This is a genomic window from Aliivibrio sp. 1S128, from assembly GCF_001691065.1.
Classification (GTDB): Bacteria; Pseudomonadota; Gammaproteobacteria; order Enterobacterales; family Vibrionaceae; genus Aliivibrio.
The window spans coordinates 311,738-330,017 of the sequence record NZ_MAJV01000025.1 but is presented as its reverse complement, the minus strand read 5'-3'; the positions used below and the strand labels follow the sequence as shown (position 1 = coordinate 330,017).

The window sequence follows — 18,280 nt, the reverse complement described above, 5'->3', positions numbered from 1 at the left end:
CAATTTCTTCGTCACTTAATACATTTGACACAGTATGAAAATGGTCTTTAAAGTTTCTATAATTGACTTTACTTCCACTCTTATTCCTTTCATTTATTTTCATTGAGTTACATCTCTAATTTTAAGGAAAAGCAGTGTAAACGATTTATTTAACCATGCGTAATGCCACAATAAGCAATTAAAACCATAAAACATTATTAATCAATAGTTTAAATAAAACTGAACAGGTTTAATTTAGAATATTTTAGGTCTAAATTCCCATTTAAAAGAATCACCCTTGTTTTCTGAATACGCAGATGAAAATGAGACTAGAAATATAAGAAAAATCACTGTCCTTTTTAATAAAAGGAACTTTCTACATAAAGACGTGATTCTTTATCCTATACTTTTCAAATGAAAGGAATCTAATAGGAAAACTAATAGTGCATCTTTTACCGTTTCGCTGGGTTATCCCACTTATTATAATCAGTGTCTGTAGTATCTATTTGTACTTCTCTTTTCAAGATCCTATTTGGGGTCCTAATTCTCATCCACAAACGATTGAAAGTAATGAACTGTTTTCTAAAGCCATTACTGCCATCAACGAGGTAGAAATTAAAGAAAAAAGCAAAGCTAAATTAGGCTTAGAACTCTTTCTTGATCCAAGGTTATCCTCTAACGGGCAAGTCAGTTGCGAATCTTGCCACCACATATTTACGAATGGCGCCGAATCTATTCCCGCTTCGATTGGGGTTAATGGTGAAGGGCTACGCAATTCTCCAACACTGTTTAATATCAGTTTAAATACTCGTTTTTTCTGGGATGGAAGAGCCGCAAGTTTAGAGCAACAACTTGATGGCCCTATTCATAACCCATTAGAGATGGACAGTAATTGGACTGACATCATTCAATTTCTTAGTACTTCTAAGCACTATTCAAATCGTTTCAAACAGGAATACAACGGCGACATCACAGAAGCAACAATCAAAAACGCCTTAGTCACTTTCATGACAACTCTCAATACACCAGACGCTCCTTTTGACCACTATTTAAAGGGCGACAAAAGAGCCATATCCAAAATAGCAGCCAATGGTTGGGATAAATTCCAACAATTGGGGTGTGTATTTTGCCATCAAGGACAAAACGTAGGCGGTAATCTATTTCAGAAATTTGGTAATTTAACTGAATTAGAAACGCAATTTGGCGATTCTGTAAATAACGACCTTGGTCGCTTTGATATCACAGGAGACAATAATGATCGCCACGTCTTCCGCGTCCCTAGCCTGCGCAATGTCGCCATTACCGCTCCTTATTTCCATCATGGAAAAACAGCAACCCTTGAAGAAGCCATTATCATTATGGCTAGGGTACAATTAGGGCAAGAGTTAAATCCTATGACCGTTGTTGAGATAAGTGCCTTTTTAAATACCTTAACGGCACCAAGACCCGCAGCACTAGAGGAGTTAATTCAATGATATTAATTAATACCAACAAACTCAGCCTTATACTGATCGCGGTTATCACCTGTGCAGCTCTGTATTTGTCATTGATTGTCACCAAAAGCCATTTAGTCGAGCAATATCAACGCGCTTATTTATCATTATCTGACAGCATCATTCAATCTAGAGAAAGTCTTTATTATTTTAATCATCAAGACAATAGAGCCTATGACACTTACTCATCTCAACTCGTTAATGCCGATCTAAAAGCCTCCTTTCTCTCTGAACACTTAGAAAACGACCAAAATCAGTGGTTATCAAGTTTACTTATCAATACCGAACAAGCCGCTACTTATGCAAAAAATACTCAAGTCAGTGTCTCTGCTTTAGTAAACGATCTAGAAACGTTGCTAAGATTAAAAGTCTCATACGAATACTCAACGCTCACAACCTTACTATTAGAAAAGAAGCTATTATCTAGCTTAGCCAGACTAGAAGATAAATTGTATGTTTCACAATTCACACTGATGGGTTTAATGGAATCCCCCCCGAGTAATGAATTAAAAAAACACGCTGATTTTAACAGTTTATCTAATTACATCTCCTTTCGTGAACGTATTAAAATAGAAAGTCAAAACAAAGAAAAAGACATCTTTACCAACGACGTAAAAAAAAGGCTCACACAGCAAAATAATTATTGGTTATCTCAATCAGAATCAATAAAAAATCACATGTTCATTACTGTAATACTGTTTATCTGCGCGATTGCCGCTTATTTCTACCTTCAATTACGAGAACGCTTACAACAAACCTTAATTATAAAAAGAGAACTCGTAAGCTCAGAAAAAGAAAAATCAAAGCTCGCCCTTGTTGCCGAACACGCGCACGATGCCATTCTTATCACCGATAAAAATGGCATACTTACTTGGGCAAACCAAAGTTTTTCTACACTCTCAGGATTCCCACTCAATGAAGTGATAGGAAAAAAACCGGGTGAACTATTACAAGGTAAAAACACATCAAAAGACGACGTTGCACGCATCTCTTCCGCCATCAAAGAAGGGATATCGATTGAATCAGAATTAATCAATTATCATAAAGACGGATCTGAATACTGGATAGATATGTCCATTACCCCAACCTTCAATTCGGATGGTTCAGTAGAGCAGTTCATCGCCGTAGAAAGAGACATCACCAAACGTAAAGCCCTTGAAATTGATTTATTCAATGCAGCAGAACAAGCGGAAGTTTCCAATAAAGCCAAATCAACCTTCTTAGCAACCATGAGCCATGAATTAAGAACGCCACTTAACGGTATTTTAGGCATGGCACAGATCATCGAAAGTAATATAAAAGATCCCGAACAACACACACAGATTAACGTTCTACTCGAATCAGGAGATCACCTACTTTCTTTACTTAATGACATTCTTGATTTTTCTAAAATTGAACAAAATAAGCTTGAGCTAAATTATGAAGAGTTTTACTTCAAAGAGGTAATAAGCCCTATCACGCATACTTACTTTTCAATTTGCGAAGATAAAGGCCTTAATCTGATTATAAAAAATGATATCAATCCTAACGCCATATTTAATGGGGATAAGCCTAGGATCCGACAAATAATTTTTAATCTAATTAGTAATGCTGTGAAGTTTACTCATAAAGGAAGCATTACGTTATTATTCAAGCCTATTTACAAAGCCAATAATGAAAGTGGACTCATTCTTCAAATCAAAGATAGTGGGATTGGCATTCGTCAGGAACGTTTAGAGAAAATCTTCGACCCTTTCATTCAAGCTGAATCGTCCACAACAAGACAATATGGTGGCACTGGATTAGGTTTAGCCATTGTTAAACAGCTAATTAATGTGATGCAAGGTGATATTTCGGTTCACAGTGTCGAAGGTGAAGGCACTGAATTCACCATTGTGATCCCTATTAAAAGCCGTATACAGCAGCCAGAAAAACCAAGTACTGAACATTTACCAATAGTGGATATAGAAGAAGATGACGCGCCTAAAAATCTATCTATTTTGATAGCAGAAGATAATAAGGTAAATGCGTTAGTCGCTAAAATGTTCTGTCAACGTTTAGGTCACCAAGTGACCATAGCCGAGAATGGGCAAATCGCTCTCGATATATTACAAGAAAGTGCATTTGATTTGATTATTATGGATAATCATATGCCAGTAATGGATGGCATTAGTGCAACCACAATTATCCGAAATGAACGAAAACTTTCAACCGTCATTTTTGCCTGTACCGCAGATGTGTTCCAAGAAGCTCATGATAATTTTATTGCAGCGGGTGCCAATTATGTACTAACAAAACCACTTCAAGAACAAAGTTTTCTTGATGCTATTAACCATTATAAAACCAGCATTGAGCGCAATCAGACAAAGAATAAAACGGCCATAGAACAAAAAACAAATGTGATTGAATTAAAAAGGCATTCTAAAGAAAAAATTACATTAGCACTTACCGAAGCTGAATTAACTTTAGTTCCTTTAATTGCTATTTGTGGTGATGATGTTGATATATTAAATGACTTTTTAACCTCATTTATTAATACCTCTGAAGACTGCATTACTTCTTTAATTACCGCTTACGATAAAAAGGAAATTGATAATATTCGCCTGCATTCACATTCAGTAAAAGGAATGGCGAGTAATTTTGACGCCCATCGTCTTGTAGAGAGTGCTACCAACATTGAAAAACAGGCTAAAAATAACACCATGCCAAATTTAGACGATATACAACAATTAATTAATTTATTAGAAGTAAATATTCAACAAGCCACTCGATTAATAAAAAACAATTCTGATATAAATCAAGGTGATGCTAGCATTAACTCTTAATTTAAATGAAACTAGATATCATCAATAGTTATACTTTGTAAGGGTTTATTGTTTCTTATGAAGCATGATTAAGATTCAGGCATTCTAATTAATTATCTATACATTTTTTGCGGACAGTAAAGATAAAAAATAAGCCTCATTCCGAGGCTTATTTTTTAATCGTATATTGACTTAATGTTAAGGCGTGATCTCTTCAACATGGAACTTGCCTGCATCTAATGGGCGCTTTTCTTCTGTTTTACCACTAAAAGTAAGCTTGTTTAGATCCACTTTTTTAATTGTACTGTCATACATCGTTTTATAGAAAAACAATCCGTTAGTCTGATCAACAACTGAAGTCCACTGAGTTGCACTAGGTAGATTAGGAATATGCGCTTTGCTATTAAACTCACTGCCAATAGGAATATCGAAATTATTTAAGATATGAAAGGCTTGAGAAACGGCATCATTACTCTCTTTTATTGTTGGAGCTGCGTTCACATAAAAAGCCGCACGAACGAATCGAGAAGGTGGGGTAATATCACCCGGCAACCCTAAGAAACCAGAACCGACACCGAATGAGAAAGCATTAACATCATTAATCTTCTGCCCTTGGCTAACACCTGGCGTTAGATGAATGTAATTATTCAAGTTTGTCACCTGCCATTGGTAATCAGGGGCATTGGTTAGTACTTTCGCTGTGTTTTTATGGATACTAATTTCACCGTTATTCATAATTTCAATAACAATGTTATTTCCCTCTTTATCTGCAACGCGCCAGTGTGCCGTTGGCGATGGGACACCTTTTGCATCAATATAAACAGGAATAATTTTGATTTGATTTAGCGCTTGCTCTACTTCAGCAACCGTCTTAAATTTCGATAACATCCAACGATTAAAATCCATATCCGTAATGGTTGTTTTTGTGTCTTTAGGATCGTATGTTTCTAATGAACCGTAGTTTTTAAAATAGAATAAACCCGCGGTTAATCCTTCCTCATTAACCCCATCAGCAATAAAACGATCATCACTGACGGAAATACCAACAAAACCATATGTAGACTTCCATTCAAGTCCTTTCTTCTGATCTGGCATGGTCGATATATATGTATATTCACGAGGAGACACAATCAATTTACTGTTGAGGTCATTTTGGCCCCATTCGATCGTTCGTGCTTGAATATAATCATGATTTGTTGTTGAAAGAGAAATACCAGTACAGGCACTAGCAGAATAAGCTACACAAGATGCAATAAGCATTGAGAGGAATTTAATTTTCATTTTACTATCTCATTTTAATGACATTCAGATAGTACTCTTATCGATAATAATGCCAAGAATAATCTTGGTTCATTCGTAATTCAGATAATAAAAAATGCACCTAATTAGAATTAGATGCATTTCATTTATTGAATTATCTGAGTGCTTTTTATCTCTTATTTAACTTACTTGTTCTAATGTAACTTCAACCTTTGATGCTATTGAACTATTCATATAATCAGCTACTTTTGCTTGATCTTCTTTGCTTAGATACAGACCAAGTTTAGTTCTTCTCCACAATACGTCTTCTGCTTTTTGTGAGAACTCATGGTGCATTAAATAATCGATTTCAGCTTGATATACGCCTTCGCCGAACACTTGCCCCATATCGGCTTCACAAGTAATGTTCTCTAATAATGTCCAAACCAAAGTACCAAATTGATTCACATAACGTGTTGCTGTTTTCTCTGCTAGCCAAATATGTTTACTGCAAATGTTATTCACTAATTGTGTACGTGGGTAATCAAAATCACCACCTGGTAATGCAACATTTTTGGTCCACGGAGTCCCTATCTTCATAAAGTATGGGCTTAACATCTTCATTGCCGTTTCTGCTAGTTTTCGGTACGTCGTTAGCTTCCCACCAAAAATAGACAATAACGGTGCTTGGTCTAATTCTTGTTCTAACTCTAAGGTGTAATCACGAGTGATTGCTTGTGGTGAATCAGATTCGTCATCACATAATGGACGCACGCCACTGTAAGTCCACACAACATCATCACGTTGAATTTGATCAACAAAATGCTGATTCACAACATCAATTAAGTAATTTACTTCATCTTCAGATATTGCAACTTTTCTTGGGTCACCTTTATACTCAACATCGGTTGTGCCAATGATAGAAAAGTCTTCCATGTAAGGAATAACAAAGACGATGCGATTGTCTTTATTTTGTAGAATGTACGCTTGCTCTTCGTTATGAATTTTTGGCACGACAATATGAGAGCCTTTAACTAAACGAATATTCCGTGGAGACTCGTCTTCTAAACTGTCATCAAAAAATTGTTTTACCCACGGGCCAGCGGCATTAACTAACGCTTTAGTTTTACGTTCAAAGCGTGTGTTCGTTTGCTCATCAAACATAGTGACATGCCAAATGTTATTAACACGTATTGCTTTTTCAACTCGACAATAGTTTTTTACTTCCGCACCATTCTTCTCAGCTGCCATTGCATTTAAAATTACTAACCGAGCATCATCCACCCAACAATCTGAATATTCAAAGCCTTTGGTCATTTCAGGTTTTAATAAACCCGATGCAGCTAAATTAACAGAGTGACTTGCTGGAAGCGTAGTTCGTTTGCCTAAATTATCGTAAAGGAAAAGACCAGCTCGGATCATCCATGCTGGACGTAAAAATGGACGATGAGGCAAGCGAAAACGCATTGGTTTTGCAATATGAGGGGCTTTAGCTAATAGGACTTCACGCTCAGCTAATGATTCTGATACTAAACGAAACTCGTAATGCTCTAAATAACGTAACCCACCATGAATTAATTTCGAACTTGCAGATGAAGTGGCAGAAGCAAAATCAGCGGCTTCATATAGGCCAACAGTTAAGCCTCGTCCAGCAGCATCAGCGGCAACTCCAGCGCCATTAATACCACCACCAACTACGATTAAATCTAAAACAGCGCAGTCTGTGTGTGTTTGGTTTCCATTATTCATAGTAGTGACCTCAAAGACTCATAATGAGCGAACGAACATTAGTTGATGGGAATTAACGATAACTTAACTTTCGTTTTGAGTCACTTTATATTTTCGATTACGAACATTTAGTGTGATGGAGATACAAAAAATCCCTGATCTCAATCAAGAACAGGGATTTTTTATTTATTAGAAATGAGGCTTACTTAGAAATTACTTCATAAGGAATTTCATTATCTTTTAGAATCGCAACGATCTCTTCTGGTGGTTCTTGATCTGTGATTATCATCTGTAATTCAGTGATGCTACCTAAATTAACCATCGCATTACGACCAAATTTCGTATGGTCAACCGCAAGGTATACGCTGCGGCTATTTTCAATAATGGCTTTTTTCACTCGAACTTCATGATAATCGAAATCTAATAGCGACCCATCATAATCAATACCACTGATCCCCAATATGCCAAAATCTAAACGGAACTGTTTGATAAAATCTAACGTTGCTTCACCTACAATTCCACCATCGCGATTTCTGACTTCGCCACCGGCAAGAATAACTTTAAAATCAGGGTTAGCCATTAAGATCATCGCTACGTTAATGTTGTTCGTTACGACTCGTAAATCTTTATGATTTTTAACCAATGCTTTAGCTACTGATTCTGGTGTTGTACCGATATCAATAAATAACGTAGCGCCATCTGGTATATGTTTCGCTAACGCTTCTGCAATCGTGTCTTTCTCGTTTAACTGCATCACTTTACGTGTTGTGTATGCGGTGTTTACCGAGCTTAATGGAATGGTCGCTCCACCATGATGACGGCGTATTTTGTTCTCATCTGCTAATTCGTTTAAATCACGGCGAATCGTTTGTGGACTGACTTTGAATTGCTCCACTAAATCTTCAGTACTGACATAACCATGCTGTTGCACTAAATTCACAATTTCTTGATGTCTTGATATTTGCTTCACGAATTACTCCCCTAATTTCGAACAATCAATGACTTATTATTTTTATCTGAAATCAGTGTACAAAGAAGCCATAAAGATTGGAAATATTTGACATGAATATGCGTGATATATATCAAACAAAGTTCGAAAAAGAAAAAGGGAGCACAATATTTGTGCTCCCTTTGTTTAATTAACCATCAAATTAGGTTAATTACTCTTCGTCATGCATCTCTGCCCATGATTGAGCACATTTAACTGCTCGTTTCCAACCACGGTAACGTTGATTACGTTTTTCTTCATCATGATGAGGTTCAAACGAACGGTCTATCACAGCTTTGCCCGCTAATTCATCTAAGCTACCCCAGAATCCAACCGCTAAACCAGCAAGATAAGCGGCACCTAAAGCAGTAACTTCAGTGACTTGTGGACGATGAACGGCCACATCTAATACATCTGATTGGAACTGCATTAAGAAATTATTGGCTACCGCACCACCATCAACACGAAGTGCCGATAATTTGATACCTGAATCCGCTTGCATTGCATCAATCACATCACGAGTTTGGTAAGCAATACTTTCTAACGTTGCACGAATAATATGGTTAGAACCACAACCACGCGTTAAGCCAACAATCGTACCTCGAGCATACGCATCCCAATAAGGAGCACCAAGCCCCGTAAAGGCAGGAACCACATAAACACCGTTTGATGAATCCACTTTAGTTGCAAAGTATTCTGAATCTTTTGCATCGGCCAGTAATTTCATTTCATCACGTAGCCATTGAATTGATGCACCACCCATAAATACCGCACCTTCCAGTGCGTAAGAGGCTTCACCACGAGGACCACATGCTAGCGTTGTTAATAGACCATTGCGAGACGTTACTTTCTCTTTGCCCGTGTTCATTAGCAAGAAACAACCCGTGCCGTACGTATTCTTAGCTTGACCTTGTTCTACACACATTTGGCCGTAAAGTGCCGCTTGCTGATCCCCTGCAATACCTGCAATTGGAATACGTGTTCCGCCTTTACCACCAATGTTTGTTTCGCCATACACTTCTGATGACGATTTCACTTGAGGCATCATTGAAAGAGGAATATCCAGTTCTTTCAGCAGCTTTTCATCCCACTGTAATGTATTGATATTGAAGACCATAGTACGAGAAGCATTGGTGTAATCAGTGACATGAACACGCCCTTGTGTCATCTTCCATACAAGCCAAGTATCAACAGTACCAAACAACAATTTACCTGCTTCAGCGTCTTCACGAGCGCCTTCTACATTATCAAGAATCCACTTGATTTTTGTACCAGAAAAGTATGGGTCAACAACCAAACCCGTATTTTCACGAATATACTCTTCTAGACCTGCATCTTTTAGTTTTTCACACGTGTCCGCAGTACGACGGCACTGCCAAACAATAGCGTTGTAAACTGGTTTTCCCGTTTCTTTGTTCCAAACAATCGTCGTTTCACGTTGGTTAGTAATACCAATTGCAGCAATTTGATCACTGCGAATACCCGCTTTCGCTAAGGTTTCAACTAACGTCGAACTTTGTGTTGCATAGATTTCGAGTGGATCATGCTCAACCCATCCTGCTTGAGGATAAATCTGAGTAAATTCACGCTGAGAAACACTGACAATATTCGCATCGTGGTCAAGAATGACGGCACGAGAGCTAGTAGTTCCTTGGTCAAGTGCAACAATGTATTTTTGCTCAGTCATGATGGAATCCTTTTATGTATAAGTTTATAATGTATTAACTCGTAGGGTTATATTTGTTAGTTTCTTATTTTTTATATTAAGCTTCAGCTGCTTTAGCGTCTTTCTCTGAATCACATTGATTCGGAATAGTACAACCTTGACCCGCTGTTGGTAGATAAGCGCCAATCATTTTTGGGTAAGCCCAACCACCGAAACATGCACCTGCAATTGGCGCTAAGATTGGAACGATAAAGTAAGGAATTTCTTTTGCACCTGTTAATGCGTAATCCCAACCCGCTAAGTAAGCAAATAGTTTTGGACCAAAGTCACGCGCAGGGTTCATTGCAAAACCGGTTAGAGGACCAAGAGAACCACCAATAACCGCAATTAGCAAACCAATAAGAAGTGGATTCATAGGGCCGCGAGAAGCGCCATTATGTTCATCACCTAAAGCAAGAATTCCGAACATAAGAACCGCAGTAATAACAAATTCAACAGAAAATGCGCCTAGTATCGATAAAGAAGGATGGGGATAAGTTGAAAAGATACCAGCCGTTGATAATGCAGCTTCACTGTTTCTTAAAAAACCGTTCGCAATTTCATAATCAGCAAATAAATTACTGTATAACGCGTAAACTAACGCAGCAGAACAAAAAGCACCAAGTACTTGAGCAATGATGTAAGGAATTATTTTTGCTTTATCAAACCCATGAAAGGCAGCTAATGCAATGGTAACCGCTGGATTAAGATGTGCACCAGAGACACCCGCAGTACAATAAATCGCTATGGCAACGCCTATACCCCATATGATACTAACTTCCCACTGGCCAAATTCAGCACCAGTTAACACTAAGGCGGCGACACAGCCGACACCAAAAAAGATTAATAAACCGGCACCGATAAATTCAGCGATGCATTGTCCAAGTAATGTATGTTGTTTATTATTCGCCATGATTCATTCCTTTGTTTCGTTATGTACTCATTTCATCCAACGTATATAAACGCTCTATATACTTAAGATAAACGGCCAAATTATTATTAAAGTAGGTACAGCATTCACGTTAAGCAACGAGAAATGTACTCCTTTTATTAATAATTTAAACTCCAGTAAATTCGAAACGAGCGTTCGAGCACAAAAAATGCGTGTTAGAATAACAAAAAGAAGATCTAGGGCATAAAACAACCAAACAAACAGGTTAGACCAGATTGAGTGCTTTTTTTATTTGCTGGTATGATATACAAAAAAGTAAGCCTAAATAGGTATAAATGCTAGTTAAGCCAAGCTCTAAGCGCTTAAGTATGAATTTCTATTTAGCAACCAATTGTTAATAATCAGTTAGATTATGATCTGCTTTATCTTTTACAAAAAATGCTCGATTTAAAACATGACGGATTAAAACGAGCATTTTTTACATAAAACTCAACCTTGTTTAATCGCAATTATGAATTTCCCCCAAATTCAATCAGGTAACGTTCCTTGTCAATTTCATTATTGTATTTATCAATACAGCGAAAGCTTAATAACATTGAGCTGATCCAACAACATACAAGAACAATAATTTTGGGTAGAAAGGCAAGAGAAAGAATGGTTAAAATTATTGATAACTCAATTGATGAATAGGCTAATCCAATTGGACCAAACCATAACGTAAGCACTAAGGCGATAGAGTACGATTTTTTTGTAGGTAACATTTCCTTTCCTTTGAATCTTTTGATCTGCTGTTTAAAGATACAGACACAATTCATCATTATAAATTGCGTCCGTATCTTTATAACTATCTATTTTATAAGATTATTTATCTTAACTATTACCACTCATAAGAAGCACCAACACCAAAGCCTGTATCGTTAGTAGAATCCACATAAGCTACGTTCGCACGAAGCGCAACATGTTCATCAATACGTATACCTGAACCAAAGGCAACCGCATTTGCTCCATTATAGTTACCTAACCCCACAGTCACGTTTGCTTTGCCAATGCCATACGGTTGGAACAATGATGACGTTGCCATTCCCATCGCTGCAGTACCATCTACACGTTTACCCATTTCTTTAAAGTCACTTCTTAAATCTTTAATATCATTGGTATTTTGTTGGATATCAGCTGTATTTTTATCTACTGCATCACTATTTGATGAGATTAAATCTGCATTATTCACCGTATTTTGATTAGCAGAAAGTGCTATATGTTGTGTTTGCTTTAAAGCAGCATCAGTTTGATTGTGAAGTTCATTGATTGAAGCGGTGTTATTCACCGTATTTTGGTTAGCAGAAAGTGCCATATGTTGTGTTTGCTTTAAAGCAGCATCAGTTTGATTGTGAAGCTCATTGATTGAAGCGGTGTTATTCACCGTATTTTGGTTAGCAGAAAGTGCTATATGTTGTGTTTGCTTTAAAGCAGCATCAGTTTGATTGTGAAGTTCATTGATTGAAGCGGTATTATCAACAATATGAGAAAATGCTACTTTATTAGCATTTACTGAAACTTGAAAATCACTAGAAGATACAAAATCGTTTGTTGAAGCCATTGCAGAGGAAGATAAAACCGCACTAACCGCTGTTGCAATAAGTAATTTTTTCATTGGTAAGCCTTAATAAAATTGATTATAAATATCGTGGATACAACTCATGGTAATCATTAGCATCACTTACTATGGCTTTGTCGTAACGCATTAAACGTGAAGGCGAAGAGTTTATAAAATGACCGCTTATGTAAATTTAAAACTTAAAATCCATTTCATTATTAAATTTTAAATTCGAATGCTCGTTTTGAGAAAATTGATTATCTATATCGTTGATATCCTTGGCATCCATGCAATCGCCACCATTATATTTACTTAATATTTTTTGATAATAGGTATAAATATGAATTCATTATTCGGATAGAGTGAACAATAAGAGGCACAGAATACAGTTCAGTCTAAACGTGTTTTAAAGAGAGATATATTGAGATTTTGTGGTTTTTTAAGAGAGGGATCGGCCTTTATGTAACACTATAATAGTGAAAAAAAAGGCCTTTTAACAACGATGGTGATTTTACTTTCCGTAACGAACCAACCATTCTTTTTCTAACGCAAGTTGCCAACTTGGGTGAGGTTCAGCCAAAGATTTAAATAGCTTCGTATTCTTCGCAGATCCCGTTAAATACTGTGACGACAACACTGATGGATCACCCCAAACACTTAAATCCCCTTTACGAGATTGGGCTTCAGGACTTAATAAGAAGTTAATCGCTACCTGAGCGCCCTCTTTTGCTGATGCATTCCATGGGATAGCTAAAAAATGAATATTAGACAGTGCCCCCGCTTCCATTGCGTAGGTTTGTGTGGTGTCTGCTAACTTACCACTCGCTTGTGCAGAAAAGACTTCATTTGGATTAAACGTAACCGCAAGATCAATCTGACCGTCATCTAATAATTGTAATGATTGTGCGGTACCTGATGGGAACTGCTTACCTTTGCGCCACGCCGTTTGATGCAGTTCATCCAGATACATCCATAAAGGTTGTGTGACCTCTGCAAAGTTCGCTTGCTCTACTGGCTTCATTAACTGAGGATTGTTATTGGTTAACTCAATTAATAACGCTTTTAAGAAACTCGTACCATGAAATTCTGGCGGCTTAGGATAAGTAATTCTATTTGGAAAGGCTTTGCTATAACTTAGTAATTCAGCAAAGGATTGTGGTGGGTTATTTAACGTTTTCTTATCATGGATAAAAACAAGTTGACCTACCCCCCACGGGGCTTCCAAACCAAGTGTAGGTTCAGAAAAATCGCTATCAACCGGAAGCGTTTTATTTACATACTCCCAGCTTGGTAAGCCTTCAACAAACGGACCAAAAAGTAATTTGCTCTGTTTCATTGATTTGAAATTTTCACCATTGATCCATACCATATCAACACTACCTCCGTTGTTTTTACCGGCGGTTTTTTCTGCAATTAGGCGAGATGTACTTTCTGCAATATCAGCAACTTTTACATGCTTTAATGTTACTCCATATTGACGTTGTAACTCTTTATCTGCCCAACGAAGATAATTATTTATCTCTTGGCTTCCTCCCCAAGCGTGAAAGTATACCGTTTGCCCTTTGGCTTTTTGTTCAATGTCTTTCCATGTATCAGTAGCACTAACCGTAAAGGAAAGTATTATGCTGCTGAGCAGCAACAACCACTTTTTCATTTTTATTTCCTTATCCATTAAAACGTATTTTTATTATGTTCGTCCCGATTATAGTGTATAACTAATGATTATTCAGAGCTTTGTGGTTATATTTAATAATCAAAACATCAATACGAAGATGGGTATAAATGCATAATAAAGATCTTAATTTACTCAGGTTACTTATCATTCTTAATGAAGAAAGACAGACCGTTTTAGCGGCAAAAAGAATGAATTTAAGTCAACCAACCATCAGTATTATGCTAAAAAAACTTCGTGACCAATTTGATGATTCCTTATTCATTAGAGATAAGAATAATCTAGTCCCAACCATCAAGTGTTTGGATATTTTATCCACACTACCTAATCTGCTAACTCAGCTTGATAAACTATACAGTGACAATACTGAATGGGATATCTCTCAGCTTAATGGTGAATTACATTTACTGATATCTCCTCCATTGATATCCACTCTTGGCGCTCAATTAATAAAGAAACTTACATTGTTAGCCCCTGCTCTCACGGTTCAATGCTCGCATTGGGACATAAATACACCACAAAGATTAGAAATGAACCCTCATCAACATTTTGGTATTACTTATTTACCAATGGAAACCAATAAAACATTGATGGAGCAAGAAGTGGGAGCCGATGAATTTGCGGTTGTGGTTCATAAGGATCACCCAATAACTGAAATCACTATTGAAGAAGTTCTCGTTTATCCGATAGCTATCTGCCTGATCCCAGGGGTTACCGGTCCTTCTAAAGCTGAACAGTTGATCCGCAGTTTTAAGCTAAAGAAAAACATTAACCTTAGAACCAGTGATATTGCGTTAATGACAACCTTGATGGCGAAAAGTAAATACATTGGTATTATGCCACGCTCTTTAGAAGAATCTATTGGTAAGCAATTTCGTTTTTTATCCATACCTCATTCACTTGTCCCTAAAGGTTATCAGCGTAAAATTGCCTTTTTTTGCCACCAAACTAATCGTAAACAACCTCTGACTGAATGGCTTTTAAATGAAACAAAACTCTTCTTCTCCCTTCATTAGTTATTCATTTTTTAAATCTAAAGTCACTCTCTATTAAAAATAGTAATAGAGAGTATAGGAACAATTTTTAAGTAAAAAACGTAAGCTTACTCTATATATTTAGAGGAGTCGCTAATGTTTAAAAAACAGTTTACCGCTACTATTATCGCCACTATTTTAATGAGTTCTTTGAGTATTAATGCTCAAGAAGTAAAATCAACGACACTGAGTCCTGCCGCTCAAATCCATCAAAATCAAGCATCAACATGGCTGAATCAAGAAAGCTATATTTTGGCGACTAATGCCTATTTATGGGGTTCAACTTTAGTTCGTATGGAGCAGGTTGCTCGCCAATATACGGATATGTCTCAGCCACAAAATGACACGAGTTATCGTGCGCCTTTAAATCATTTTGGCCATGCTCGTCGTCTACCAACAGATCAAGACACCGACATGCCAACCGCAAATAGAGATACGCTCTATTCAAGCGCGATTGTAGATGTATCAAAAGAACCAGTGATTTTATCAACTCCAGAGGTGGAAAATCGTTACTTTGTTATCGATATGTTTGATATGTGGCACAACTTGTTCAAATACGTAGGTACTCGAGCAACAGGAGATTCACCTCAAAAAATAATGATTGTTCCTCCTCACTGGCAAGGTACTGCACCAGAAGGCGTTCAAATTGTAGAATCTCCAACCAGTAAAGTTTGGTTATGGGGAAGAACTCAAGTCTTTGGTGAAAAAGACTACTCGCAAGTTCATAAGATTCAGGATAAATATACACTAACTCCACTGAGTATGTATAAATCAGGAAAAATAACAAAATTCTCTTCAACTCCACTAACTCCAAGAGCTGGAAAAAAAGATGATCCCCTACGCTTTTATGAAGAGCTAGGAGCGTATTTAAAAGACAACCCTATCCCTGAGCGCGAACAAGCCTTACTTGGACAATTTAATAAGATTGGCCTCAGTGAAAATGGATTCGATCGTTCAAAGTTGACCCCGTCAATGAAAATTCAACTTGAAAAAGCGCTTGAAGATGGACCACAAATTGTAGCGAACCAAACTTCGAACCCTGTCACAATGAAAATAAAAGATGGTTGGTATTACTCATTCGTCCTTGATCAATTCGGAGACGATAATGCTTTGAGATCATTAGTTTCACACCCTTATTTAGGCGGGCAAGGTGCAAAAGAAGCGATGTACCCAATCACCTATGCCGATTCTCAAGGTAAATTGTTATCTGGAAACATTCCGTATTCGATGCATTTCAAAGCGGAACCTCCTGTCGATTCATTCTGGTCTGTTACAGTCTATGACGCCAAAACAAAAATGCTCATTAGTAATGAAATTCAGCGTTTTAATATTAATGACCAAACACCAATTCAAAAAAATAAAGACGGTTCTTTTGATTTAATCCTATCAAATAAAAAACCAACAGATCATACACAACAAAAAAATTGGTTACCTACACCAAAAGGTAACTTCTATGCCATTACTCGTTTATATATCCCATCAAAAGACATTCTCGATATGAAGTGGACTGTTCCACCTATTAACCCAATAAAGTAATACCAATATTGAACATGAACTTACTACTTTTATAGGTACATTGAAATGAAGAAAAAAACCATAACAAAAACAGCATTAGCACTTGCTGTCGCCTCCTTTGGTGCTCATGCTGCTCAAACTCAACCGAATATTCTCACCATTATGGTTGATGATGTGAGTCCAATGGATATTTCAGCTTACCATCGTGGAGTTGGTGCCATTGAGACTCCAAATATAGATCGTATCGCCAAGCGCGGTATGATGGTGAGTGATTATTATGCGCAAGGCAGCTCAACGGCGGGAAGAAGTGCATTTATTACAGGACAATATCCATTCAGAACAGGCTTAACCACTGTAGGTCAACCCGGTTCTAATATTGGCTTACAAAAAGAAGATCCAACACTGGCTAATATGCTTAAAGCAAAAGGCTATGACACCATCCATGTGGGTAAAAGTCACTTAGGTGATCGCAATAAATTCTTACCGACAGTTCATGGTTTTGATGAATTTTTTGGTTTCTTATATCACCTAAACGTAATGGAGATGCCAGAACAAGCAAACTTTCCTAAAGACCCTAATTTTGTTGGCCGTCCTCGTAATATGATACATAGTTTTGCTACCAATAAGTATGATAAAACAGAACAACCTCGCTGGGGTGAAATTGGAAAACAGCGCATAGAAGATAAAGGGCCTCTAGGGTCTGAGCGTATGAAAGTGATTGATGATGAGTTTGTGCAGTTCTCTACCGACTGGTTAGACAAACACGAAGCAAATACGCCTGATAAGCCTTTCTTTATGTGGTTTAACCCATCCCGTATGCATCAACAAATACACGTCAAAGATGAGTATTTAGGTTCAAGTGGACACACTGAATATTTTGATGCATTAAAAGAATTGGATGACCAAATCGGGGTGTTATTAGATAAATTAGACGCACTGGGTGAAACTGATAACACCATTATCATGTTCACGGCTGATAATGGTATTAACTTAGATCATTGGCCAATGGCAGGAACAGCTGCATACAGAGGCCAAAAAGGGACGACATGGGATGGAGGCTTCCGAGTTCCTATGCTGATCAGTTGGCCTGGCCATATCCCAGAGGGTGAATATACTGGCGGCTTTATGACGTCTGAAGATTGGGTCCCAACACTAATGGCAGCTGCAACCGGAGATACGACGGTTAAAGAAGACTTGTTAAAAGGCAAAAAAATTGGCGACACCAAGTACAAAGTCCATTTAGATGGCTATAATCAAATGGACATGCTAACCAAAAAAGGCCCAAGTAAACGTAATGAATTCTTCTATTACAACGAGCAAGATTTAAACGCTGTTCGCGTGGGTGATTGGAAAGTACATCTGAAGACTAAAACAGAATGGACTGAACCAGCTAAAACATGGCCTTTAGGCATTATCTTAGATATAAAGGCGGATCCTTATGAGCGCAGTGTTGATACTAATGGTTGGTTCTTATGGATGAAAGAACGCTCTTGGATTGTACCTACATTGCAAAAATCAATTGTTGAATACAAACAATCATTGAAAGAATTCCCGCCACGTCAAAAATCAGGTGGTATAGGAATGTCGGATACTTCAGTAAAGTAAACAACAAATAAAACCATAGAGAGGAGCTGAAATGCTCCTCTCCTTATTCTTCA

Annotated in this window: 13 protein-coding genes; 5 read left to right on the top strand and 8 right to left on the bottom strand. The window is 37.4% G+C overall.

Annotated elements, in window-relative coordinates:
- Positions 1-422 precede the first annotated feature (422 nt).
- The gene (locus A6E03_RS05735) at positions 423-1,454 is read left to right on the top strand and encodes a cytochrome-c peroxidase (protein WP_255310589.1); all 1,032 of its coding nucleotides are present in this window, start codon (positions 423-425) and stop codon (positions 1,452-1,454) included.
- The gene (locus A6E03_RS05730) at positions 1,451-4,276 is read left to right on the top strand and encodes a PAS domain-containing hybrid sensor histidine kinase/response regulator (RefSeq protein WP_065600371.1); all 2,826 of its coding nucleotides are present in this window, start codon (positions 1,451-1,453) and stop codon (positions 4,274-4,276) included. The genes A6E03_RS05735 and A6E03_RS05730 overlap by 4 nt, the downstream gene beginning before the upstream one ends.
- Before the next feature lie 177 nt (positions 4,277-4,453).
- Here the strand turns inward: A6E03_RS05730 and A6E03_RS05725 are convergent, their stop codons facing one another.
- The 8 genes from A6E03_RS05725 to A6E03_RS05690 all read right to left on the bottom strand — a co-directional run bounded on the left by A6E03_RS05725 (position 4,454) and on the right by A6E03_RS05690 (position 14,055).
- The gene (locus A6E03_RS05725; RefSeq protein ID WP_065600370.1) at positions 4,454-5,536 is read right to left on the bottom strand and encodes a linear amide C-N hydrolase; all 1,083 of its coding nucleotides are present in this window, start codon (positions 5,534-5,536) and stop codon (positions 4,454-4,456) included.
- Between the two features lie 159 nt (positions 5,537-5,695).
- Positions 5,696-7,243: a glycerol-3-phosphate dehydrogenase gene (glpD, locus tag A6E03_RS05720; RefSeq protein ID WP_065600369.1), complete on the bottom strand. Its 1,548-nt coding sequence runs from the start codon at positions 7,241-7,243 to the stop codon at positions 5,696-5,698.
- Between the two features lie 181 nt (positions 7,244-7,424).
- Positions 7,425-8,192, bottom strand: coding sequence for a DeoR/GlpR family transcriptional regulator (locus A6E03_RS05715; RefSeq protein WP_065600368.1), 768 nt, complete (start codon positions 8,190-8,192; stop codon positions 7,425-7,427).
- Between the two features lie 190 nt (positions 8,193-8,382).
- A complete protein-coding gene (glpK, locus tag A6E03_RS05710) occupies positions 8,383-9,897 on the bottom strand; it encodes a glycerol kinase GlpK (protein WP_065593346.1) in 1,515 nt (504 codons plus the stop codon).
- Between the two features lie 76 nt (positions 9,898-9,973).
- Positions 9,974-10,828, bottom strand: coding sequence for an MIP/aquaporin family protein (locus A6E03_RS05705; protein ID WP_065600367.1), 855 nt, complete (start codon positions 10,826-10,828; stop codon positions 9,974-9,976).
- 488 nt (positions 10,829-11,316) lie between these two features.
- Entirely contained in the window at positions 11,317-11,568 is a 252-nt protein-coding gene (locus tag A6E03_RS05700; protein WP_065593344.1) for a hypothetical protein, read from the bottom strand.
- A gap of 116 nt (positions 11,569-11,684) precedes the next feature.
- Positions 11,685-12,458 (bottom strand): YadA C-terminal domain-containing protein, encoded by a 774-nt coding sequence (locus tag A6E03_RS05695; protein WP_065600366.1) that lies wholly within the window; start codon positions 12,456-12,458, stop codon positions 11,685-11,687.
- A 454-nt stretch (positions 12,459-12,912) separates the two neighbouring features.
- Positions 12,913-14,055 carry an ABC transporter substrate-binding protein gene (locus A6E03_RS05690; RefSeq protein ID WP_065593013.1) on the bottom strand — a complete coding sequence of 381 codons (1,143 nt, stop codon included), beginning with the start codon at positions 14,053-14,055 and terminating at the stop codon, positions 12,913-12,915.
- A gap of 128 nt (positions 14,056-14,183) precedes the next feature.
- Between A6E03_RS05690 and A6E03_RS05685 the strand changes: the two genes are divergently transcribed.
- From A6E03_RS05685 to A6E03_RS05675, 3 genes are all read left to right on the top strand, one after another.
- Complete coding sequence (locus A6E03_RS05685; RefSeq protein WP_065600365.1) at positions 14,184-15,089, top strand: LysR family transcriptional regulator; 906 nt, start codon at positions 14,184-14,186, stop codon at positions 15,087-15,089.
- Positions 15,090-15,203: 114 nt separating this feature from the next.
- Positions 15,204-16,643, top strand: a complete 1,440-nt coding sequence (locus A6E03_RS05680; RefSeq protein ID WP_065600364.1) for a DUF1254 domain-containing protein — start codon at positions 15,204-15,206, stop codon at positions 16,641-16,643.
- 45 nt (positions 16,644-16,688) lie between these two features.
- The gene (locus tag A6E03_RS05675; protein WP_065593016.1) at positions 16,689-18,227 is read left to right on the top strand and encodes a sulfatase-like hydrolase/transferase; all 1,539 of its coding nucleotides are present in this window, start codon (positions 16,689-16,691) and stop codon (positions 18,225-18,227) included.
- Positions 18,228-18,280: the final 53 nt, after the last annotated feature.